Source organism: Dyella terrae (assembly GCF_004322705.1).
In the GTDB taxonomy this organism is placed as follows: domain Bacteria; phylum Pseudomonadota; class Gammaproteobacteria; order Xanthomonadales; family Rhodanobacteraceae; genus Dyella_D; species Dyella_D terrae.
Genome location: NZ_SIZZ01000001.1, coordinates 1,790,363 through 1,811,589 on the forward strand (window position 1 = coordinate 1,790,363; position 21,227 = coordinate 1,811,589).

At 63.5% G+C, this 21,227-nt stretch carries 19 protein-coding genes; 6 read left to right on the forward strand and 13 right to left on the reverse strand.

Annotated elements, in window-relative coordinates; translation table 11 throughout:
- Positions 1–13 precede the first annotated feature (13 nt).
- The 6 genes from ppnN to grxD form a co-directional block, all read right to left on the reverse strand.
- Positions 14–1,417, reverse strand: a complete 1,404-nt coding sequence (ppnN, locus tag EYV96_RS08020; RefSeq protein ID WP_131150906.1) for a nucleotide 5'-monophosphate nucleosidase PpnN — start codon at positions 1,415–1,417, stop codon at positions 14–16.
- Positions 1,418–1,773: 356 nt separating this feature from the next.
- On the reverse strand, positions 1,774–5,067 hold the full coding sequence (locus tag EYV96_RS08025; RefSeq protein ID WP_131150907.1) for a TonB-dependent receptor: 3,294 nt from the start codon (positions 5,065–5,067) through the stop codon (positions 1,774–1,776).
- Between the two features lie 412 nt (positions 5,068–5,479).
- Complete coding sequence (olsF, locus tag EYV96_RS08030; RefSeq protein ID WP_131150908.1) at positions 5,480–7,204, reverse strand: bifunctional ornithine lipid synthase OlsF; 1,725 nt, start codon at positions 7,202–7,204, stop codon at positions 5,480–5,482.
- A gap of 126 nt (positions 7,205–7,330) precedes the next feature.
- Positions 7,331–7,930, reverse strand: a complete 600-nt coding sequence (locus EYV96_RS08035) for a YhgN family NAAT transporter (protein ID WP_131150909.1) — start codon at positions 7,928–7,930, stop codon at positions 7,331–7,333.
- A 59-nt stretch (positions 7,931–7,989) separates the two neighbouring features.
- Positions 7,990–8,757 (reverse strand): SDR family NAD(P)-dependent oxidoreductase, encoded by a 768-nt coding sequence (locus EYV96_RS08040; RefSeq protein WP_131150910.1) that lies wholly within the window; start codon positions 8,755–8,757, stop codon positions 7,990–7,992.
- The gene (gene grxD, locus EYV96_RS08045; protein ID WP_131150911.1) at positions 8,754–9,080 is read right to left on the reverse strand and encodes a Grx4 family monothiol glutaredoxin; all 327 of its coding nucleotides are present in this window, start codon (positions 9,078–9,080) and stop codon (positions 8,754–8,756) included. Before grxD ends, EYV96_RS08040 begins: the two co-directional genes overlap by 4 nt.
- A gap of 125 nt (positions 9,081–9,205) precedes the next feature.
- On the opposite strand from grxD, the gene sodB reads away from it, so the two are divergent.
- Positions 9,206–9,784 (forward strand): superoxide dismutase [Fe], encoded by a 579-nt coding sequence (gene sodB / locus EYV96_RS08050; protein ID WP_131150912.1) that lies wholly within the window; start codon positions 9,206–9,208, stop codon positions 9,782–9,784.
- A gap of 122 nt (positions 9,785–9,906) precedes the next feature.
- Here the strand turns inward: sodB and EYV96_RS08055 are convergent, their stop codons facing one another.
- On the reverse strand, positions 9,907–11,064 hold the full coding sequence (locus tag EYV96_RS08055; protein WP_131150913.1) for a 5-(carboxyamino)imidazole ribonucleotide synthase: 1,158 nt from the start codon (positions 11,062–11,064) through the stop codon (positions 9,907–9,909).
- Positions 11,061–11,564: a 5-(carboxyamino)imidazole ribonucleotide mutase gene (purE, locus tag EYV96_RS08060; RefSeq protein ID WP_131150914.1), complete on the reverse strand. Its 504-nt coding sequence runs from the start codon at positions 11,562–11,564 to the stop codon at positions 11,061–11,063. The genes EYV96_RS08055 and purE overlap by 4 nt, the downstream gene beginning before the upstream one ends.
- A 62-nt stretch (positions 11,565–11,626) precedes the next feature.
- Between purE and EYV96_RS08065 the strand changes: the two genes are divergently transcribed.
- The 4 genes from EYV96_RS08065 (at position 11,627) to EYV96_RS08080 (ending at position 15,625) form a co-directional block, all read left to right on the forward strand.
- Complete coding sequence (locus EYV96_RS08065) at positions 11,627–11,899, forward strand: Trm112 family protein (protein ID WP_131150915.1); 273 nt, start codon at positions 11,627–11,629, stop codon at positions 11,897–11,899.
- 166 nt (positions 11,900–12,065) lie between these two features.
- Positions 12,066–14,321, forward strand: a complete 2,256-nt coding sequence (locus tag EYV96_RS08070; RefSeq protein ID WP_131150916.1) for a DUF1631 domain-containing protein — start codon at positions 12,066–12,068, stop codon at positions 14,319–14,321.
- Between the two features lie 14 nt (positions 14,322–14,335).
- On the forward strand, positions 14,336–15,178 hold the full coding sequence (gene nadC, locus EYV96_RS08075; protein ID WP_240732372.1) for a carboxylating nicotinate-nucleotide diphosphorylase: 843 nt from the start codon (positions 14,336–14,338) through the stop codon (positions 15,176–15,178).
- A gap of 48 nt (positions 15,179–15,226) precedes the next feature.
- Positions 15,227–15,625, forward strand: coding sequence for a DUF3301 domain-containing protein (locus EYV96_RS08080; RefSeq protein ID WP_131150918.1), 399 nt, complete (start codon positions 15,227–15,229; stop codon positions 15,623–15,625).
- Between the two features lie 183 nt (positions 15,626–15,808).
- Here the strand turns inward: EYV96_RS08080 and EYV96_RS08085 are convergent, their stop codons facing one another.
- The 5 genes from EYV96_RS08085 to petA form a co-directional block, all read right to left on the reverse strand.
- Entirely contained in the window at positions 15,809–16,237 is a 429-nt protein-coding gene (locus EYV96_RS08085) for a ClpXP protease specificity-enhancing factor (RefSeq protein WP_131151546.1), read from the reverse strand.
- Between the two features lie 240 nt (positions 16,238–16,477).
- Positions 16,478–17,101: a glutathione S-transferase N-terminal domain-containing protein gene (locus EYV96_RS08090; protein ID WP_131150919.1), complete on the reverse strand. Its 624-nt coding sequence runs from the start codon at positions 17,099–17,101 to the stop codon at positions 16,478–16,480.
- Between the two features lie 72 nt (positions 17,102–17,173).
- Positions 17,174–17,908 carry a cytochrome c1 gene (locus tag EYV96_RS08095; protein WP_131151547.1) on the reverse strand — a complete coding sequence of 245 codons (735 nt, stop codon included), beginning with the start codon at positions 17,906–17,908 and terminating at the stop codon, positions 17,174–17,176.
- A gap of 13 nt (positions 17,909–17,921) precedes the next feature.
- Complete coding sequence (locus EYV96_RS08100; RefSeq protein WP_131150920.1) at positions 17,922–19,226, reverse strand: cytochrome b; 1,305 nt, start codon at positions 19,224–19,226, stop codon at positions 17,922–17,924.
- Positions 19,226–19,831, reverse strand: a complete 606-nt coding sequence (gene petA / locus EYV96_RS08105; protein WP_131150921.1) for a ubiquinol-cytochrome c reductase iron-sulfur subunit — start codon at positions 19,829–19,831, stop codon at positions 19,226–19,228. The genes EYV96_RS08100 and petA overlap by 1 nt, the downstream gene beginning before the upstream one ends.
- A 148-nt stretch (positions 19,832–19,979) precedes the next feature.
- Here petA and EYV96_RS08110 point away from each other — a divergent pair, with 148 nt between their 5' ends.
- The gene (locus tag EYV96_RS08110; RefSeq protein ID WP_131150922.1) at positions 19,980–21,164 is read left to right on the forward strand and encodes a S1C family serine protease; all 1,185 of its coding nucleotides are present in this window, start codon (positions 19,980–19,982) and stop codon (positions 21,162–21,164) included.
- Positions 21,165–21,227: the final 63 nt, after the last annotated feature.

Genomic DNA, 21,227 nt, shown 5'->3' on the forward strand with positions numbered 1-21,227 from the left:
TTTCACGCGGAAATCAGCCCTGCGTGATCACCTTGTAGCACGGGACGTACGCAGTGCCGCCGGGGAGCTTCATGCGGTGCTGGACGACGAAGGCCTTGAGGAGCTCATCCAGGGAGGTCATGACGTCGGCGTCGCCGTCGATCTCGAACGGGCCGTGCTTTTCAATGGCGCGCACGCCCTCTTCCTTCACGTTGCCGGCGACGATGCCCGAGAAGGCGCGACGCAGGTCGGCGGCGAGTTCGTGGCGCGGGCGGTCGCGGTGGATGGCGAGACCGCGCATGTTTTCGTGCGTCGGGCGGAACGGCACCTGGAACTGATGCGGGATGCTGAGGGCCCAGTTGAAGAAGAACGCGTCCTTGTTGTCCAGGCGGTGGTTGCGCACCTTGTCGATGCCCTTGACCATGGCGTGCGCCACGGCGGCCGGGTTGTCGACGATGATCTGGTAGTGCTGCGCGACGCTGTCGCCCAGCGTGAGGCGCAGGAAGCGGTCGATCTGCTCGAAGTACGCCGCGCTCTGGCTCGGACCCGTGAAGATCAGCGGGAACGGAATGCCGGCGTTGTCCGGGTGCAGCAGGATGCCGAGGAGGTACAGGATCTCTTCGGCCGTACCGACGCCGCCCGGGAACACGATGATGCCGTGGCCGACGCGCACGAAGGCTTCGAGGCGCTTCTCGATGTCCGGCATGATCACCAAGTTGTTGACGATCGGGTTCGGCGACTCGGCGGCGATGATGCCCGGCTCGGTGATGCCGATGTAGCGGTTGTTGCGGCGACGCTGCTTGGCGTGGGCGATGGTGGCGCCCTTCATCGGGCCCTTCATGGCGCCCGGGCCGCAACCCGTGCAGATGTCGAGGCTGCGCAGGCCGAGCTGGTAACCCACCTGCTTGGTGTAGTCGTATTCCTCGCGCGAGATCGAGTGGCCACCCCAGCAGACCACCAGGTTCGGATCGACCTGGGCCTTGAGGATGCGCGCGTTGCGCAGGATCTCGAACACGGCGTGGGTGATGCCGACCGAATCGTCGAGATCGAAACCGCCCTGCTCCAGCTGCGTCGACACGTAGACGATGTCGCGCACCACGGCCACGAGCAGCTCGTTGATACCGCGGATGATCTGGCCATCCACGAAAGCCTGGGCCGGCGCGTGGCTCAGCTCGATCTTGATGCCGCGATCCTGCTGCAGCACCTGGATGTCGAAGTCGGGGTACTGCTCGAACATCGAGCGCGGGTCGTCACTGATGTTGCCCGAGGTCAGCACGGCCAGCGCGCAGCGGCGCAGCAAGGCGTGCAGGCCCGAACCACTGGCGTCGCGCAGGCGCACCACTTCGTTGCGGGAAAGAATATCCAGACCGCCGGCGGGCGAAATACGCGCGCTCACGGTGGCCTGCTTGCCGGTGGAACCTGGCTGGAAAACGCTCATCGAATCTCCTTCGGCCACGTCAGTCCGTGGCAATACGCCGCCCGAGTCAGGGGCGGCCGAATAGCTTCACTCCGCGGGTTGAGGTCGGTCAACCTCCCCATAAAAAAGGCCGGCGCCCTGTAATCGGGGCCAGCCTTTCGCCGATGGCTTGTCCTTGTGACTCCGCCCGTGGGAGTCCCTGGCGCCTTGCGCGCCACAAGTTGAGCCTGAGGATGTTGCCATAAAGGGCCTTTTGCATCAAGCAACTGCGTGCGCGCAGCATCTTGCGGCTCCGGGCGCCGTTCAGCAGCGGCCACAAAAAAAACCGGCGCCCCTGAGGGCGCCGGTCCTTTGAAGCGTCTTCGAAGCAGGGATGCTTAGAAGGTGTACTTCAGGGTCAACAGGATCGACCAGCGCTGGGCGAGGTCGTCGTTGTTGTTGATGTACGTCGGCACGTCCTTCGGCTTGTAGTTGCCGTTGGTGATGTAGTTCGCGCACGACGCCGGCTTGCCACCGCAGGTGATGTCGTAGATGTACTTGCCGGTGGTCGGATCCACGCCGTAGTAGTCGGCGAGGTAGCGGCCGTTGTTGGAGAACGGATTGCGCTTCTCGATGCCCCACTTCTTGTTGAGCATGTTCGTGAAGTTGTAGACGTCAAGGCGGATGATGCCCTTGTTGCCCGGGAAGATGCCCGGGATTTCCTGGCTGAAGCTCAGGTCGATCTGGTTGATCCAACGCGCGCGGTCACCGTTACGGCTGGCCACGCCACCGGCGTGATCCTTCAGGTAATCGTTGCTCTGGATGTAGCTGTAGAACTGGTCAATCAGAGCCTGCGACGTACCCGGACGGAACTCAACCTGACCCGGCTTCGGAATGAAGACGAGGTCGTTGACGTAGCCGTCGCCATTGGCGTCGTTGCCGAAGGTCCAGCTATACGGCGAACCCGAGTGGCCGTCGTAGAAGATGCTGGCGCTGGTGGCGTAGTCGCCGAAGAAGCGATGCTGCCAGTTCAGGCCGGCGATCACGCGCAGCGGGATCGAGTAGTTCGACACGCTGGCGACGTTTTCGTTGGCGTTGTAGACCTGGTTGTAGCGCCAGTTCGACAGGGCGACGCTGGAGGTGCCCGGGTTGACTTCCGTCGAGCGGCTCCAGGTCACACCCATCGAGGCGGACCAGTCATCAGCAAACGGCTTCTTCAGCGCGAGGGTCAGGCTGTCGGCCTTGCCGCGGCTGGTGTTGGCCAGATTGATGACGTCGCCGAAGGCCGGATTGGCATTCGCCTTGATGGCATTGCCCGAAGCGCGCGGATCCAGGTCAAGACGCTTGTAGTACGAGTTGCGGCCGTCCGGCGTAACGCCGGTCGGGGCGCCCAGGTTCTGCATCTGGTACAGGATGGCGTCGCGCTGCTTGATGTGCTGGTAATCAACCGTCGCGATCAGGCCGTACCACGGCAGCTCCTTGTCGAAGCCCAAGGAGATCTTCCATGCCGTCGGAATCTGGAAGCCCGGCGAGATCGTGTTGACCGACATCTGGCCCGACTTGCCGCTGTTCTGGTCGTTCGGATCCGGGCTGAAGGCCGGCAGGTTGGCGTTCGGCCAGTTGAACTTACACGGCGCCGTGCCGCCCGGGCCGCAGTAGTACTGCTGCTGGGTCATGCCGGAGTTGGAGAAGATGTTGCCGATCCACACGCCAGGGGTGTTCGACACGAACAGGCCCGCGCCACCGCGCAGCTGGGTCATGTGCTCGGTGTCGAAGTTGTAGTTGAACGACAGACGCGGCTGGATGACGCGATTGCCGTTGATCGTGGTCTGGTTCGTGCGGCCGTACGCAGCGGCGTAGGTCGGGTTGTAGATCGGCTTGTCGCTCATCAGCGGGATGTCGACGCGGAAGCCGTACTGAACCGACAGGTGGTTGTTCACCTGCCAGGTATCCTGCAGGAAGATGCCCCACTGGTTCAGGTTGTAGGCAGCAGCGGTGTCAGCCAGGCTCAGACCGTCCGACGGACGGTTGTAGCGGTAGCTGTAGTAGTAACCGTTGGCAAAGTTCTGCAGACCCGTCTGACCCGGAAGGGTGCTGAGGTCTTCGAAGATGTAGCTGCCGTACAGGTTCTGGATGAAGAGGTTGTAGTACTCGTTACGCTCGAAGTCGAAACCACCCTTCACGGTGTGGTCGCCGAGGTAGAACGTACCGGCCCACGCAGCGTTGAAGGTCTTGACCTTCAGCACGTTGGCCTGGCTCGAGTATTCCGTACCGAACTCCACCGCCGGGCCACCGAAGTTGACCGGGTACACGGTGATGTCAGGCATCGGCACGCCGTTGTACGGGCCGCGGCTCTGGTTGAAGTTGGCGTACGACAGCGTGGTGTCGGTCGAGAAGATGTCGGACCAGTCGTCGTAGAAGTGCAGCGCGTAGCTCTTGCTGTCGACGTTGGTCTTGTACCAGCCGCTGGACAGCACGAGCTTGGTGTTGCTGCCCGTGATGATCGGCTTGTTTTCCTTGGTCTGGCTGTAGGTGAAGCTGGCGCGGTGGTTGTCGGTGATGTTCCAGTCGATTTTGCCGAGGTAGCGCTTGTCTTCCAGGTTGGCGTTACCGCCACCGACGTTACCGAGATCGGTCAGGCCCCACTTGGTGGCAGCGACCTGGCGGATGGCATCGACCTGGGCCTGGGTCAGGCCGGCGATCGGGGCAGCAGCGCCCGAATCCTGCGGGCCGTACGGGCTACCGGCAGCGACCTGCACGCTCTTTTCCACCGAAGCGAAGAAGAACAGCTTGTCCTTGATGATCGGGCCGCCAACGGTGCCGCCGCCGGTCCACTGGCGCGAGAAACCGTTGTACTTAACGTCATTCTCGTTCTTGCCGATCATGTCGTCGTTCTGGAAGGCGTAGTACACCGAACCGTGGAACTGGTTGGTGCCGCTCTTCGTCACGGCGTTGACCGTGGCACCCAGACCGCGACGCGTGGCGACGTCATAGTTGGCGGTCGAGATGTTGTATTCCTGGATCGTGTCCTGCGAGATCGGCGTACCGAGCGTCGGCAGGCCGTTGGCGTTCAGGCCGAACGGATCGTTCGCCGAGACCGAGTCAACGGTGATGTTGTTGTAGCGGCTGTTCTGGCCGACGGCCGAGATTTCGCCACGCGAACGGTCGGTAACGACAACGCGCGGATCGAGACGCACGATGTTCTGGATCGAGCGGCCCGGGGTCGGGGTGGCTTCCAGCTCACGCTGCGAGATGTTGGTGCTGATGCCCTTGTTGTCGGGCGTGAAGGTCTGCGACAGCGAGTTGGCCGACACGGTCACGCCAGCCAGGTTCTGCGCGTTGGCAGCAGATGCACCGACGGTCAGGTTGACGGCGGTGTCCTGCGCGAGCTGCAGATAGACGTTGCTCTGTTCGCTGTGCTGACCGTCCTTGTCCACCTTCACGTCGAACGGACCGCCCACGCGCAGACCCTGCGCAGCGTAGCGACCGTTGGCATCGGTGGTGGTGGACTTCGTGGTGCCGGTCGGCTCGTGCACGATCTGCACGGAGGCGCCAGCAACCGGCTGGCCGTTGGCGTCAACGATGCGGCCGCTGATCGAGGACGACGTGTCCTGAGCGATCGCGGGCACGGACATCACCAGTAGTGACGCAATGGCATACGGCAAGACTTTTGCACGAATTCGGCTATTCACTTGATCGACCCCTTGGGCACGCAACTTAGAAAAAATCGGTAGGCAGAAATCAAAAAAACGTGCCGGTGCCCGGCTTGAACCAGGCACGCAAGGAGCACCGGAATTGTGATTTCCCCGGGAAGTTCTTACTAAATGTCCTGCAACTTCTGCGGCGAGACCGCCCCGCCTGCCAACAAAGTGTTAAGCGGACTTTAACGGTATTGTATGACACTTCTGTAACGGTTTCACGTCGTTTTTATCTCGGAATTTTTCCGAGGTCACCGACTGGTACTCCGTTAAGCGATGTGAAAACAGCCAGTTGGGCTCACAGGTAGGGTTCGCTTCGCACCTGCCCTGAGACAGGCTGACACAGAAACGGGCCCTTTCGGACCCGTCCATTTCGTTAACAATCGCAGGAAGTATCTGAGCCGCCTTAAGATTCTTGCGGGCCTTTTCCGAGATAGCGGGAGCGCTTGGCCGGCTTGAGATTCGCAAGATCCAGCATGACCAGGCCGTCGACGCAGCCGGAGAAGCTGGGGTCTTCGCCGAAGTCCAGGAACTGCACGCCTTCCGGCTCAACCAGGTCCACATACTGGCGATAGAGCACCGGCAGGCTGACACCCAACGCATCGAGGTGATGCTTCAACTTGCCGAGGCCGGCAGCCGGATCAAGGCCCTCCAGCGCGTGACGCACCATGTCGATGACGTCCGGCGAGATGACAAACGGCTGGCGCGCGGCCGCCAGGCCAGGTGCGCCGAAGTAGTGCTTATGCGCCGCGGCGATCCATTCACGCGCTTCGCGCGGAATGCTCACCGACATGCTGACGGGGCCGAACAGGTACCGCAGCTCGCGATGCCGCTGCAGGTACAGGCCGATGCCCTGCCACAGCTGGTCGAGCGCACGCGAACGCCAGTAAGCCGGCGCGATGAAGCTGCGCCCCAGCTCCAGGCCCTGCGCCAGGCGTGATTCCAGCGCCGGCGAATAATTGAACAGGCTGGAGGTGTAGAGCGCCGACATGCCGCGCTCGTTGATCAGGCGACCGCCGTGGCCGAAGCGATACGACCCCACGATGCGCAGCGCCTTGGGATCCCACAGCACCAGGTGCTCGTAATGCGTGTCGTAGATATCGAGGTCGCGGCGCGCATTGGTGCCCTCGCCCACCTTGCGGAACGTCAGTTCGCGCAGGCGGCCGATCTCACGCAGCACCGTACTGTTCGACGTACCTTGCAAGAGGTAAATCTGCTTGCCGTCGTTGAGGTCGGCCAGTTTTTCGGCGTGCGTTGCAAGCTCCGCGGCCACCCGCTCGGTCGGCTCCGGATGCGCCACCGGCACCTGGCCACCAAAGATCAGGCCGCGACGACGGCCCACGCGATACACGTGACGTCGCATCAGCTTGGCGGCCTGCTCGGACGAACCACCGCTGCGCTGCCCGAGTTCTTCCGCGCTCACCAGCGCGCCAACGCTGAAGCCCACGCGACGCTTCGAAGGCGCCACCGCTTCACGCGGCAGCATGGCGGTGCTCAACGGCTTGGCGAGCATCGACAGGCCATAGAACATGGCCGAGTTGCGCGCCGCCACATGGATGGGCAGCACCGGCGTGTTGGTTTTCGCGGCAATGCGTGCAAAGCCATCAGACCAGCGACCGTCGCGCACGCCATCAGCGCGGACGCGCGAGACTTCGCCGGCAGGGAAAATGATCAACGCCTCGCCGCGCTCCAGTGCGCGATAGATCTCACGCATGCGCGACGCCGCGCCCTTACCGAACACGTCGACGGGCAGCAGCAGGCGATCCATCTGGGGAACCGCGCTAAGCCATTCATTGCCAAGCATGCGCACATCGCTGCGCACGGAACCGACCAACTGAAGCAAGGTCAGCGCGTCCTGGAACCCGAGTGGATGGTTGGCGACGATGAGGACGCCGCCTTCTACGGGAATGTTCTCCCGTTCACGCGGATTGACGTAATAGCTCGTCCCAAGCAGTTCCAGCGAGCGCTCGACGAAATCAAAGCCCTCGGCATCGGCAAGCCGATGAAGGATCCGGTTGAAACCCTGCTCGTCGGCAAGTTTGCCCAGCACGCCGGCCAGAGGGCGCATGACGCCTGGGTGCTGTGCCAGCCATGGCAGACGCTCATTGAGAGTCTTCTCGACGCTTAGCATGATCGTCTCCTTATGACTTCACCCATGCTCGCTGCGGATTATGACAGCAAGGTGATCGACAAAGGGCAGTCCCCGAAAAGCCTGCCGAAACAGCTGCGTTTCAAACGACCGCCCCGTTCTGGCGCATCAAATGGCCAGATGAAGGTAAGCCGCCACACCACCCAGAAACATCTGCACGGACAATGCGATAAGTAGCATACCCATCACGCGCTCAAGCGCAGTGAGAACGCTTTCACCCAACCAGCGGAACAGGTAGGTCGAACACAACAGAATCACCGACGTTGCCAGCCACGCACCCAACAGCGCGATGGCCCAATCCGCGGTACGACCGGGTTCGGTATTCGTGAGCAACAGCAACGCCGCCATGGCGGACGGCCCGGCGACGCCGGGGATCGCCATCGGCACAATGAAGGGCTCGCCCTCCCCTTGCTTGCCGAAAATGCCGCCGCCATCCGCCGGCGGAAACACCATGCGGATACCGATCAGGAACAGCACGATGCCGCCGGCGATGCTGATCGATTCCTGCCGCAGTTGCAGCAGCTTGAGGATGTGCTGGCCGCCGATAAGGAAGCCCACCAGCACGCCCAGCGCGATCAACAGTTCGCGCACCATGACGCGGCGACGGCGCTTGGGCGCGACATCCTTGAGCAGGCTCAGGAAGATCGGGATATTGCCGAGCGGATCCATGATGAGAAACAGCAGGATCGCTGCGGACAACGTAGTCATCTGCGTCTGCATGTCATGCCCCCCGGCATGCGCGGTTCGAACTTACGTGACCCATCCGCTTATGCCTGACGCAGGTCGAGCACGGCACCACGCGCTGCGGCACCGTCGTCGCCGAGCAGGTAGACCGCCGCGTCGGCCGTCGCATCGGGCAACGGCTGCTTGCTGGTGTCTTCGCCGAAGTAGGCCGAACGACGCAGGGCCGTGCGCATCGGCGCAGGCAACAGTGCGTGCACACGCATGAGGCTGTTTTCGGTTTCCTGATGCAGGATCTCGACGAAGCGCTCCAGCGCGCCCTTCGACACGCCATACGCACCCCAGTGCGCCTTGCTCACCAGCGCGGGATCGTCCAGCACGAAGACCACCGAACTCGCCGGCGACTTCATCAGCAACGGCATGCAGGCCTGGGTCAGCGCGAAAGGCGCGGACACATTCACGTGCAGGGCGCGCAGCCAGTCATCGGGCTTGTGCATGGCGATCGGCGTGAGGCCGTTGAAACTGGCGGCGGTATGCACGATGCCGTCAAGGCGACCGAAATCACGCGCCACGCCGTCGGCAATCGCCTGGTAGTCGTTGGGCGTTGCCGCCTCCATGTCGAGCGGATGGATGACCGGCTCCGGAAGACCGTCGGCGACCATCTGATCGTAGAGCTGCTCGAGCTGACGCTTGCGCTTGCCGGTGATGATCACCGTCGCGCCCGCCTGGGCTACCGCGCGAGCCACCGACGTGCCCAGGCCACCGTAGGCACCCGTGACGATGATGACGCGACCGGCCAGCGAGCCCTGCGCCAGCGACCAGCCAGCGGGAAGGTTGACGAGGGGAAGATTCATGCCTGCGCTGCTCCGTTGACGTCAACCACCATGCGCGCCAGTTCACCGGAGACCTTGAGGTCTTCGACGATGTCGCAGCCACCCATCAATTCGCCCTGGATGAAAAGTTGGGGAAACGTGGGCCAGTTGGCGTAATGCGGCAATGCCGCACGGAATTCCGGATCGGCCAGGACGTTGACGGCATGGAAGCTGGCATTGGCCTCCTTCAGTGCCTGCGCCGCACGCGCGGAGAAGCCGCACATGGGGAATTGCGGCGTGCCTTTCATGAAAAGCACGATGGGATGCTCGGCAAGCACCGCCTTGATTCGCTCGTTAACGTCCATAGCTGGGGTATTCATCATTACAATGCAGTCGGATGCGTAGTGTATCAGTCGAGCATCGGCCGCCGCCCGGCGGCCTCGATCCCGACTCCCCCCTTCCTTTAGCCAACGCCCAAGGAGCCAGAACCATGGCGATCGAACTCCCCGCCCTTCCTTACGAAAAGAACGCGCTTGAGCCTCACATTTCGGCCGAAACGCTGGAGTATCACTACGGCAAGCACCACCAGGCCTATGTGACCAACCTCAACAACCTCATCAAGGGCACCGAGTTCGAAGGCGCTGCGCTGGAAGACATCATCAAGAAGTCGTCCGGTGGCGTGTTCAACAATGCCGCCCAGATCTGGAACCACACCTTCTACTGGAACTCCCTGAGCCCCAAGGGCGGCGGCGAGCCCAGCGGCAAGCTGGCCGATGCCATCACCAAGGCCTTCGGTTCCTTCGAGAAGTTCAAGGAAGAATTCACCAAGTCGGCCGTCGGCAACTTCGGCTCGGGCTGGACCTGGCTGGTGCAGCGTCCGGACGGCTCGCTCGGCATCGTGAACACCTCCAACGCCGCCACGCCGATCACCGGCAGCGACAAGCCGCTGTTCACCTGCGATGTGTGGGAACACGCCTACTACATCGATTACCGCAACGCTCGCCCGAAGTACATCGAAGCGTTCTGGAATCTGGTGAACTGGGACTTCGCGGCCAAGAACCTGGCCTGAAGGCAGTGAACAGGTAACGGGGGAACGGGAAACGCTCAGAAAACCGCCCCCTCCCGTCATCCTGACTAAAAAAAGCGAGGCGTAATGCCTCGCTTTTTTTGTGGTCGCAAGCTGGCGAATGCTTACTTGGCGACGGCTCGCAATGCGGCATCCACTTGCTGATCGCGGCCCAGGGCGTGCGCTATGCCGCCCAGTCGCTCCATCAGCACCGAGGCGTTCGGTGCGCAGACCGTGGCGTGCCCGACCTTGCGACCTGGGCGCGGCTGCTTGCCGTAGTCATGCCAGTGGGCGTCGACGGCTTCGAGCACGGGGTCGGCATCGGGCAATTCGCCGATCCAGTTGAACATGGCCGACAGGCCACGCGCCGACGTATCACCCAAGGGCAAGCCGATCACCGCGCGCACGTGATTCTCGAACTGACTGGTGACTGCGCCTTCGATGGTCCAGTGGCCGGAGTTGTGTACGCGCGGAGCCATCTCGTTGCCCAGCAACTCACCGTTCTTGACGAACAACTCCAGCGCGAACACGCCGACGTAGTCGAGCTTCTCCGCCAGCGTGCGGGCCAGCTCGGTGGCGCGATCCTGCAGCGCGCCGACGTCCGGCGCGGGCGCCAGGCTCAGCGAAAGCACACCATCGGTATGCCAGTTCTGGGTCAGCGGCCAGGTGCGGAATTCACCATGGCGGCCGCGCACGGCAATCACCGACAGCTCGCGCTCGAACGGTACGAAGGCTTCCAGGATCAGGCCATGGGCCGAAGCCTGCGCACCCAGCGCCGCCCACGCCGCATCGGCGTCGGCCAGGCTGCGGATGCGGAACTGGCCCTTGCCGTCGTAGCCCAGGCGACGCGTCTTGAGGATCGCCGGGGCACCGATCAGGGCCAATGCCTCGTCGAGTTCGGCGCGGGTGTCGATCGCCTTGAAATCCGGCGTTTGCAGGCCGCATTCGCGAAAAAGCGTCTTCTCGGCCAGGCGATCCTGGGCGACGGCCAGCGCGCGCGGTGCCGGGAACACGGCGACCCGCTTGGCCAGCCAGTGCGCGGTGTCAGCCGGCACGTTCTCGAAGTCGAAGGTGACGACGTCGACCTGCCCGGCAAAAGCCTCCAGCGCGGCGTAATCGGTCCAGTCCGCCTTGACCAGTTCAGCGACCTGCCCGGCACAGGCATCGGCGGCGCTATCGACGACCAGGGCGCGCACGCCCAGCGGCGCGGCCGCCAGGGCCAGCATGCGAGCCAGCTGACCGCCGCCCAGAATGCCCAGGACGGGCTGACGACGATCGTTCACTGGCGAGGATCCGGATTGGCGAGGACGGTCTGGGTCTGACGACTGCGGTAGGCGTCCAGCGCATCGGCGAGACCGGCGTCATGCAGGGCCAGGACCGCGGTGGCCAGAAGCCCGGCATTGACCGCACCGGCACGACCGATGGCCAGGGTGCCCACCGGGATACCGGCGGGCATCTGCGCGATCGACAGCAGCGAATCCATGCCATTGAGGGCCTTGGACTGCACCGGCACGCCAAACACCGGCAATCGGGTCTTGGCCGCCAGCATGCCCGGCAGATGGGCGGCACCACCGGCACCGGCGATGATCACCTCGATCCCGCGCGCCACCGCCTCTTCGGCGTACTGGAACAGCAAATCCGGGGTGCGATGGGCGGAGACGACCTGAACTTCATGGGGTACGCCCAGTTCGTTCAGCACGTTCGAGGCGTGCTCCATCGTTTCCCAGTCGGAACGGGAGCCCATTACAACGCCGACCTTGGGCGGCTTGGCTGTCGAAGTCATGGTCCGGCCATCCAAAAGGGGCTATTGTACGGACTTTCAGCGTCACCAGAACGATCCGCCGTATGGACAAGCGCCTCCTCGACATCCTGTGCTGCCCGGTCAGCAAGACCCCCGTTCGCCTGCTCGGCAAGAACGAACTGGACGCCGTCAACGGCGCCATCGCCCAGGGTCAGGTCGACACGGTCGCCGGCAGCCCGGTCAAGGCATCGATCGGCGAGGGCCTGATCACGGTGGACCGCAAGGTCATTTACCGCATCGAGGACGGCATTCCGGTAATGCTGCCCGAGGAAGGCATCGGCACGACGCAGCTGCGCGATTTTCCCGCCGCCGCGTGAACTTACGCCGGACTTTCGACGCATCCGGCCCAACCGTAACAAATGTGATCCAGTCGGCGTTCATAGCCTTTTGGCGAATGACATGGCGCCCGGTTTTCGCGTATCTTTTTGCCCATGCGGCCAGTAGGCCGGCATCGCGCGTTGGCAGCACTTCAGGGGTGTGGCGATGAAAGACGCCAGTGAGCCTTCAAACATCGTGAGCCTTAGCCAGCGCCTGGACCCCTCCAGCGAGCGCGGTGGCGCCCTTTTGAACACCGTACGCGACATCGCATCCCGCCGTCTGCAGCTCCTCGTCAACGGCATGTTCGAACACGTCGATGACGCCCTGTTCGATCTCGCCGAGAAGGCCGAGAACAATGCCGCGCAGATGCATTACTTCGACGGCATGCGTGAGGTGCGAAAGCGCCGCCCCGCCATCGAGCGCCAGTTCATCACCTACGTCGCGCGCGGGCTGGCCGAGTTCAGTTCGCAGCAGCGCACCTCGCCTTCGGGCGTGCCGCTGCCGATCGGCTCGGTCGAGCTGACCCTCGTTGCCGACAACGAGCTGGAAGAATCGCTTGCGATCACCAGCATGATCGGCAAGAACGAAACGCGCCTGACCCGCGATCTGTTCGCGGTGAACCAGCGCCTTTCGGTGATCTACGGCGGCACGCGCGTTGACGACGCCATCAACCCGGTGGCACCCGCCGCGCTGACCCAGGCGTTCCGCCAGGCGATGCGCGAACTGTCGGCGGAGATGCGCGTCAAACTCATCATCTACAAGCTGTTCGATCGTTACGTGCTGGCCTCGCTGGATGAGATGTACCAGGAGATCAATGCGGAACTGATCAATGCCGGCGTGTTGCCGCAGCTTCGCCACGAGGTTCAGCGCAGTGGTGGCGCGCCCGCCGGAGGTGCCACCGCGTCCGAAGGCTCGGCGAACGCGTCCATGCCGCTGGCCGACGATGGCGCGTCCAACGAATTGCTGCAGACGCTGCGCACGCTGTTCAGCGCGCGCCGTGGCGGCATGCCGGAGAACCTGCCCGTTGGCGGCCCGCTGCAGGTGCCCACGGTCAATGAACTGATCGGCGCGCTGAGCGTGCTGCAAAGCCAGGCGGCCACGGTCGCCCCGCTGCCGCCGCGCGGCCCGCAGCCCACCGCTAACGTGCTGCAGGAAGTGGTGCACCTCAAGGAGCAATTGCTCTCACAGATTGGCTCCCTGCGCGGCGAACGGCCGGGCCAGGTTGCCACGATGGACGAGGACACCATCGATCTCGTCGGCATGCTGTTCGAGTTCATCCTCGAAGACCGCAACCTGCCGACCGAAATGCAGGTGATGCTCGCGCGCCTGCAGATCCCCTATCTCAAGGCTGCGATTCTTGATCGTCGCCTGTTCGCGCATCGCCAGCATCCGGCTCGCCGCCTGCTCGACAATCTTGCCGATGCCGCCAAGGCCTGGTCGCCGGAAGCCGATCGCGATCATCGCCTGCACGACAAGATCAAGGTCATCGTCGACGCCCTGCTGCAGGAATTCGACGACGACCTGGGCATCTTCGATCGCCTCAACATCGAACTTCAGGAATTCCAGGACCTCAGCCGCCGTCGCGCCGAGCTCGCCGAGCAGCGCGTGGCCGAGTCCACCCGCGGCCGCGAAAAGCTCGACCAGGCGCGCCGTCGCGCCGCGCGCGAAATCCTCACGCGAATCGGCGATCACTCGCTGCCGCCACTGATCCACGGCATCCTGTCGCGCGCGTGGGCCAATTACATGGTGCTCACCATCCTGCGCCAGGGTGATGAGTCCAACGAGTTCCGTGACGCGCTGCGTTTCGTCAACGACTTCATTGCCAGCACGCGCCCTGCGCGCAGCCTGGACGATCGTCGCGCGCTGCGCCAGATGCTTCCGGGTATCGAGCGCTCGCTGCGTCGCGGCCTCGCCAATGTCGCGTTCCAGGAAAACGACATCGAGCGTCTGCTCGCCCAGTTGCACACTTATTATCGCCACCAGCTCGGCGAAGCCGTGCCGATCGCCGAAGTGCAGGCTGCCGAAGAAGCCGCCACGCTGCCGATCCCGGACAACATCCAGCCCATCGCCGAAAGCGATGCCGAGCCGGATCCGGCGCCGATTGAGCCGCAGCAGATGGAAGCTTCGCCGGAGCTGCGTCTGGTGCTCGACCTGAAGCCGGGTATCTGGCTGGAGTTCGTCACGGGCGGCGACACCATCGAGCGCGCCAAGCTGTCGTGGATCAGCCCCATGAGCGGCCGCTATCTCTTCGTCAATCGTCGCGGCCTGAAGGTGGCGGACTACGCGCCGCAGGAACTGGCCAACGAGCTGGTGAAGCAACGGGCCCGTGTTCTCGAATCCACGGCGTTGTTCGATCGCGCGCTGGACGCTATTGTCGGTCGCCTCAGCCAACCCGTAACGGCCCCCGCGCCCGCTCCTTGATGACTTCCCAATCGATGCTTGCCCCACTGCCCGCTGACCTCGTGCAGGCGGATGTCGAACGCGCCTTCGCCGAAGATATCGGCACCGGCGACGCCACAGCCACGCTTCTGCCCGCCGACGGCGTCGCGCATGCTCGACTGACATGTCGCGAGGATGCCGTGATGGCAGGCATTCCCTGGTTCGACGCGTGCTTTCGCCGACTCGATCCGACCATCGACATTCGCTGGTCGCTCGAAGACGGCATGCGCGCGCGGGCCGGCAGCGTTATTTGCGAATTGCGCGGCAACGCGCGCGCGATGGTGACGGCCGAGCGTTCGGCGCTTAACTTCCTCCAGCTGCTGTCAGGCACCGCGACCGCAACGGCCACCTACGTCGCTGCCGTCGAAGGCACGGGTGTCAAAGTGCTCGATACGCGCAAGACCGTGCCGGGCCTGCGCCTCGCACAAAAGTACGCGGTTCGCTGCGGCGGTGGTCATAACCATCGCGTGGGTCTGTACGACGCCATCCTGGTGAAGGAAAACCACATCATGGCGGCGGGGGGTATCGCGGCGGCCGTTGCGCAGGCGCGGCGCCTGCATCCGACGCTGCTCCTGGAAGTCGAGGTGGAGAATCTCGACGAGTTGAACCAGGCGCTGGAGGCGGGCGTCGACCGCGTCATGCTCGACAATTTCGATATTCCGACCATGCACGAAGCCGTCCGTGTCACAGCAGGGCGGACCGCGCTTGAAGTGTCGGGCAATGTCGACCTGACCACGATTCGCGCTTACGCCGAAACGGGAGTGGACTACATCTCAGTGGGCGCGCTGACCAAGCACGTCCGCGCCGTGGACCTGTCGCTGCGGCTCCAGCTCGACTGATGGGTCGGCGGCCTTGCAGGCCGCCCTGCCCGACCACACACTCGGCGCATGGGAAAGTATTCCGACCTGATCTGGCTGATCGTCCTGGCCGCCATCACCGGGCTGTGGCTCAAGATGAGTCGCCTGCGCGAGCTGGCCATTGCCGAGGCCCGACGCCAGTGCGAACGCCATGGGCTGCAGTTGCTCGACGAGACCGTTGGCCTGCGAGGCATTCGGCTACGCAAGCTGGACGGCCAGCGCGTCTTCGAACGCGGCTATGCGTTCGAAGTCAGCATCGACGGCAACGATCGGGAGCCGGGACGTATCTGGTTCGCTGGCGGCCAACTCACCGGCGTGAGCTTGCCGACGATTGAGACGCGCACGGCGGAGGGCAGCGAGACCGGCAGCAACGTCGTTCCGTTCCGCCGCCTGGGCGAACTGCCGGACGACACGCGGCGACTTCACTGAGTGGATTCCGTGGCACCGTGAGGCCGACCCGGGTACGCAAGTGGGTGGGATGCGCAGATGTGTACGGCAGCGGCCCCGGGGCGTGGGCGAGGCGCCGAACTTCCGGTCCCACTACAACCCACCACCCCTCTCGCACTTCAAACGACCTCCTCTCCTTGGGAGAGAAGGCCTGAAGCCTCGGAATTACTTCACCACACGAAGGAAGGGCGCACCGCGCTTGGGCTTCTCGCCTGACTCCTCACCATCGCTGCCCGGCCCTTGATCGTCCGGCGGCTCCGGCGTTGGCGGCGGCGTATCACCACCCTCGTCAGCCGGGAACATCATGCCCTGGCCATTCTCCTGCGCGTACAGCGCCAGCACGGCCTGGACGGGAATCAGGATGGCGTGGCTCACGCCCGAGAAGCGCGCCTGAAAACTGATCCATTCGTTGCCGAGGTCGAGATTGGCGACCGCACGCATGGCGAGGTTGAGGACGACCTGGCCGTTCTTTACCACCTGCGGCGGCACACGCACGCCTTCGCGCGCAGCATCCACCAGAACATAAGGCGTGAGGTTGTTGTCGGTGATCCAGTCGTAGATCGCCCGAAGGAGGTAGGGGCGGTTGGAGGTCATGGGTACGTGTTTTTCGTTGTTGCTCATTTCGAGAGCCGTTCCTGATCTGCTTGACTTGCCTGCCGCACCTTCGTTGATCGGGCGCATCGCCTTGGGCGATCCACCCCGTCCGGGCGGCCATGTTTCGGAGGCTCTACTCGTCCTTGCTATTACGTCGTGCGCCTGACTCGGGCATTCCAGCACGCTTTGACCTTCACGTCATGGCCCCCGGGAAGCATCAGTGCACCGCAGCGACGCATCCTAGGGCCGCATGGCCCGTTCTTCGGGCGTGAGACTGCGCGAGAATCCCTGGCTGTGGAACAACCGCTCACCGTAGTCGAGAATCGGCTTGCCCTCACGCCCGAGATCCACGCCGAGCCAGGGCAACCGCCATATGACCGGCGCCACCAGGCAGTCGGCCAGGCTCATCTCCGCATTCAGGAAAAACCGGGCGGCTTTGAACAGCGGTAGTGAGGAAAGCAGATGATCGCGCAGGCGTTTGCGGGAGGCATCGGCGGTTCGGGAGCCGCTCCTGATCGCGTCCAGTTCGGGCAGCCAGTCCATTTCCACGCGGAGTGAGGCCAGGCGCAGGCGCGCGCGCGACAGCGGATCGATTGGCATCAGCGGGGGGTGCGGGTAGCGTTCGTCCAGGTACTCACAGACGACGGATGGTCCATACAGCGTCAGATCGCGATCCACCAGGGTGGGTGTTCCACCGTAGGGATTGAGGTCGATAAGGTCCTCGGGCGGTTTGTTCGGATCGACGATCACCCGGTCGTAGGTGACGCCCTTTGCCGCCAGTACCAGCCTCGTGCGGTGACTTTGCACGTCGTCGGCGGTGCTATAGAGGGTGAGTACGGATCGCGAACGTGCGCTTTGGACCATGCGCTGTCTCCCCATCGACAATGTACATGCGGCGGCCCAGGGCCGCCGCATGTTGACTACGGAGCGACGTCTTTAGTGGACGTCCTTCCAGTATTCCTTCTTTAGCATGTATGCCAGGAAGGTAAAGCCCGCCAGGAACAACAGCACCCAAATGCCGTACTTCTGGCGCTGGAGTGCGGCCGGCTCGGCAGCGTATTCCAGGAACGTGGTCAGGTCACGGGTAGCCTGCTGGAACTGGGCCGGGGTGAGCTTGCCGGGCTGCGAGAGCTCGAGCTTCTCAACCACTTCCTCACCACCTTCCTTGCCCATGTGAGCGACCTGCAGGCCCTGCAGTTCCCACAGCGGATTGGGCATGGAGGCGTTCGGGAATACGGTATTGTTCCAGCCCACCGGGCGGCTCGGATCCAGATAGAACGAGTTGAGGTACGCGTTCACCCAGTCCGCACCCTTGGCGCGCACTTCCAGCGAGAGATCCGGCGGTGCCTTGCCGAAGAACGTCGTGGCCGACTCTTCCGGCATGTGGGACACCACGGCCTCACCGAACTTGGCGCCGGTGAAGTTGAGGTTGTCCATCACTTCCTTCTCGCTCAGGCCGAGGTCTTCGGCGATGCGCGAATAGCGCACGTACTTCAGCGAGTGGCAGCCCACGCAGTAGTTGAAGAACAGCTTCGCACCACGCTGCAGCGACGCCTTGTCGGCGACGTTGGTGTTGGCCGAAGGCAGTCCGCCTTCCTCGTTCGCCATGACGTTGGCGCTGCCGGCCAGAAGGCCGACGGCAAGGGCGAGAGAGGTGATATATCGCTTCATCAAGGTCTGTCGCTTAGTCATGGTCAAACACCACCCGCTCCGGAACCGGCTTGGTCTTTTCCTTGCCGCGGGAGTAGACCCACAGGAACACGAAGTAGCCGAAGTAGATCAGCGTCATCACGCGACCGAACAGGTTTTCCCAGAAGGTCACGTCAACGCTGTTGCCAAACCAGGCCGGGATCAGTTCCGCCACCACGCCGGCGCCGACGGCACCGAGGGCGAAGAAGGAGATCACGAACAGGCCCAGCGAGACCTTGTAGCCCGTGCCGCGGTAGCGGATCGAGCGCACCTTGCCGGCATCGATCCACGGCATCAGGAACAGCAGCACGATGGCGCCGAACATGCCGATCACGCCCCAGATCGCCGTGCTGAAGAACGACGGGATCATGCGGAGAATCGCGTAGAACGGGGTGAAGTACCACACCGGCTTGATGTGCGACGGCGTCACGAGGTTGTTCGCCGGCACGAAGTTGTCGTGCTCGAGGAACCAGCCACCGAAGGTCGGCGCAAAGAAGATGATGAAGGCGGCGATGATCAGGAAGAAGCCAACGCCGAACAGATCCTTCACCGTGTAGTACGGATGGAACGGAATGCCGTCAGCCGGCTTGTTCGCATCCCAGCGGTTGCCCTTCGGACCCTTCTTGATTTCCACGCCGTCCGGGTTGTTCGAGCCCACTTCGTGCAGTGCGGCCAGGTGGAGGACCACCAGGAGCAGCAGCACCAGCGGCAGCGCGATCACGTGCAGCGCGAAGAAGCGGTTGAGCGTGGCGTCCGCCGGCAGGTAGTCACCCATGATCCATTCGACCAGGGTGCTGCCGATGTAAGGCACCGTGCCGAACAGCGAGATGATCACCTTGGCGCCCCAGAAGGACATGTTGCCCCACGGCAGCACGTAGCCCATGAAGGCTTCGGCCATGAGCACCAGGAAGATCAGCATGCCCAGCAGCCACACGAGTTCGCGCGGTTTCTGGTAGGAGCCGTACATCAGGCCGCGGAACATGTGCAGGAACACGACGACGAAGAACAGCGAGGCGCCGGTCGAGTGCATGTAGCGGATCAGCCAGCCCCACTCCACGTCACGCATGATGTACTCGACCGAGGCGAAGGCTTCCGCCGCGCTGGTCTTGTAGTTCATGGTGAGGAAGATGCCGGTGACGATCTGGTTGACCAGCACCAACAGGGCGAGCGAGCCGAAGTAGTACCAAAGATTGAAGTTCTTCGGTGCGTAGTACTCGGTCATGTGCTTGCGATAGGTCGGCGCCAGATTCGGCGCGCGTTCGTTGACCCAATCGCCAATGCGCGTGAACACGTTAGCCATCAGCCGGCCTCCTTCGGATCCACGCCAATCTGGATGTGCGTGTCGTCCACGAAGTGGTACGGCGGCACCAGCAGGTTCTTCGGCGCCGGCACGCCCGCATACACGCGGCCCGACATGTCATAGCGCGACTTGTGGCAGGGGCAGTAGAAACCGCCCTTCCATTCCGGATCGAACGGCTCGGGCTTCATGACAGGCACGAAGTCCGGCACGCAACCCAGATGGGTGCACAGCGCGACCATGACCAGCCATTCCGGCTTGATCGAACGCGTTTCGTTCTGGGCGTACGCAGGCTGCTGCTCAGCCGAGCTGCCGTTCGACTTGGGGTCGACGAGGCGGCCGTCCTGGCTCGGCAGGGCGTCCAGCTGTTCCTTGGTACGGTTGACCACGAACACCGGGAGACCGCGCCACGGGTAGGTCACTTTCTGACCTGCCTCGATTTTGCTGATGTCGACCGTGACCGGCGCGCCAGCGGACTTAGCCCGCGCACTGGGCTCCCACGATTTGATGAAGGGCACGACTGCCGCGACGACTCCAACACCACCAACCACTGCCGTGGTCGCTGTGAGGAAACGGCGGCGGCCGTGATCGACGACTTCGTTCGCCATCAGGCTCTCCGGTATTGCATGCCATTGAGGTGCGGCTTTAGGGGCCGCAAAAATCGCGTTAGTGTAGCGTCAGCCCCTGCCTCGTACAATAAAACTGGACAGGCGCCTGCGTCGATCCACTTCCGCTCGCCACCGACCATCCCACGACATGAAACATGCCGCCGGCACGATTGCCTTCATTGCCCGCTTCGTCATCCTTGGGCTGGCGTTGGCCTTCGTGGTCAGCCTTATCTGGCCTGGCGTAGGGGATCGTCTGCGGTCCGCGGTGGGGCTGCCCCACAGCCCGGCGGCCTCCGCGCCATCGAGCCAGACAGCGCCTTCACGCGCATCAGGCCCGGCATCCTACGCCGATGCGGTAAGCAAGGCAGCCCCATCGGTGGTCAACATCTACGCCAACAAGATGGTGACTGAGCAGGGCGTGCAGATGTATTCCGACCCCGTGCTGCAGCGCCTTTTCGGTGGCCGCCCTGCCCTGTACAAGCGGCGTGAACAAAGCCTGGGCTCAGGCGTGATCGTGAGCCAGCAGGGCTATGTGCTCACCAATAACCATGTGATTGCCAAGGCCGACGACATCCAGGTCCTGCTCTATGACGGCCGCGTCGCGCGCGCCCAACTGGTCGGCGCCGACGTCGAAACCGACCTTGCCGTCCTCAAGATCGACGTTCCGAACCTGCCTGTGATCCGGACGGCCGAGGACCACCCGGCCCGCACGGGCGACGTGGTCCTGGCCATCGGAAACCCCCTGGGACTCAACCAGACGGTGACCATGGGCATCATCAGCGCCATCGGGCGCCAGCTCAGCAGCTCCAGCCCGGAGGACTTCATCCAGACGGATGCGGCCATCAACCTCGGCAATTCCGGCGGTGCGCTGGTGAATACCGACGGCGAGCTTGTCGGCATCAACACACTGTTGATCGGCAAGGCCGCCAACGCCGAGGGCATCAGCTTCGCCATCCCCGTGGGCAGCGCCAAGCGGGTACTGGACCAGATCATCGACAGCGGCCATGTCGTGCGGGGCTGGCTGGGCGTGGACTACACCTTCGTGCCGGTCGCCGCCGACAGCGGGCTTCCGGCGGCGGCGCGTGGCGCCCAGGTAACCGACGTCTATCCGGGCGGCCCGGCCGCCCAGGCTGGCCTCCAGCCCCATGACATCCTGTTGCGCATCGGCACCAACGACATCGTCGACCCTGCCGACCTGCGCCGTCGCGAGGCCGCGCTTCAGCCCGGCAGCAAGGTGGAGGTCTCGGGACTGCGCAATGGCGCGCCGTTCCATGCCGAAGTCACTCTGGCGCAGCGGCCACCCATGACGCCGACGGCCTCACTGGATGGCTAGATAAGCACCACCCTCATCAGCACCTGCGTCAAAAAACCACATGGGTGAACGCACCCATCGGCG

Excerpts from the sequence above, each read along its gene's own strand:
- EYV96_RS08040 (WP_131150910.1), bottom strand. The coding sequence starts at position 8,757 with ATGAATCTTCCCCTCGTCAACCTTCCCGCTGGCTGGTCGCTGGCGCAG.
- EYV96_RS08070 (WP_131150916.1), top strand. The coding sequence starts at position 12,066 with ATGAAAGACGCCAGTGAGCCTTCAAACATCGTGAGCCTTAGCCAGCGC.
- purE (WP_131150914.1), bottom strand. The coding sequence starts at position 11,564 with ATGACTTCGACAGCCAAGCCGCCCAAGGTCGGCGTTGTAATGGGCTCC.
- nadC (WP_240732372.1), top strand. The coding sequence starts at position 14,336 with ATGCTTGCCCCACTGCCCGCTGACCTCGTGCAGGCGGATGTCGAACGC.
- EYV96_RS08085 (WP_131151546.1), bottom strand. The coding sequence starts at position 16,237 with ATGACCTCCAACCGCCCCTACCTCCTTCGGGCGATCTACGACTGGATC.
- olsF (WP_131150908.1), bottom strand. The coding sequence starts at position 7,204 with ATGCTAAGCGTCGAGAAGACTCTCAATGAGCGTCTGCCATGGCTGGCA.
- EYV96_RS08065 (WP_131150915.1), top strand. The coding sequence starts at position 11,627 with ATGGACAAGCGCCTCCTCGACATCCTGTGCTGCCCGGTCAGCAAGACC.
- sodB (WP_131150912.1), top strand. The coding sequence starts at position 9,206 with ATGGCGATCGAACTCCCCGCCCTTCCTTACGAAAAGAACGCGCTTGAG.
- EYV96_RS08035 (WP_131150909.1), bottom strand. The coding sequence starts at position 7,930 with ATGACTACGTTGTCCGCAGCGATCCTGCTGTTTCTCATCATGGATCCG.
- EYV96_RS08090 (WP_131150919.1), bottom strand. The coding sequence starts at position 17,101 with ATGGTCCAAAGCGCACGTTCGCGATCCGTACTCACCCTCTATAGCACC.
- petA (WP_131150921.1), bottom strand. The coding sequence starts at position 19,831 with ATGGCGAACGAAGTCGTCGATCACGGCCGCCGCCGTTTCCTCACAGCG.
- EYV96_RS08080 (WP_131150918.1), top strand. The coding sequence starts at position 15,227 with ATGGGAAAGTATTCCGACCTGATCTGGCTGATCGTCCTGGCCGCCATC.
- EYV96_RS08110 (WP_131150922.1), top strand. The coding sequence starts at position 19,980 with ATGAAACATGCCGCCGGCACGATTGCCTTCATTGCCCGCTTCGTCATC.
- grxD (WP_131150911.1), bottom strand. The coding sequence starts at position 9,080 with ATGGACGTTAACGAGCGAATCAAGGCGGTGCTTGCCGAGCATCCCATC.
- EYV96_RS08100 (WP_131150920.1), bottom strand. The coding sequence starts at position 19,226 with ATGGCTAACGTGTTCACGCGCATTGGCGATTGGGTCAACGAACGCGCG.
- EYV96_RS08095 (WP_131151547.1), bottom strand. The coding sequence starts at position 17,908 with ATGAAGCGATATATCACCTCTCTCGCCCTTGCCGTCGGCCTTCTGGCC.
- ppnN (WP_131150906.1), bottom strand. The coding sequence starts at position 1,417 with ATGAGCGTTTTCCAGCCAGGTTCCACCGGCAAGCAGGCCACCGTGAGC.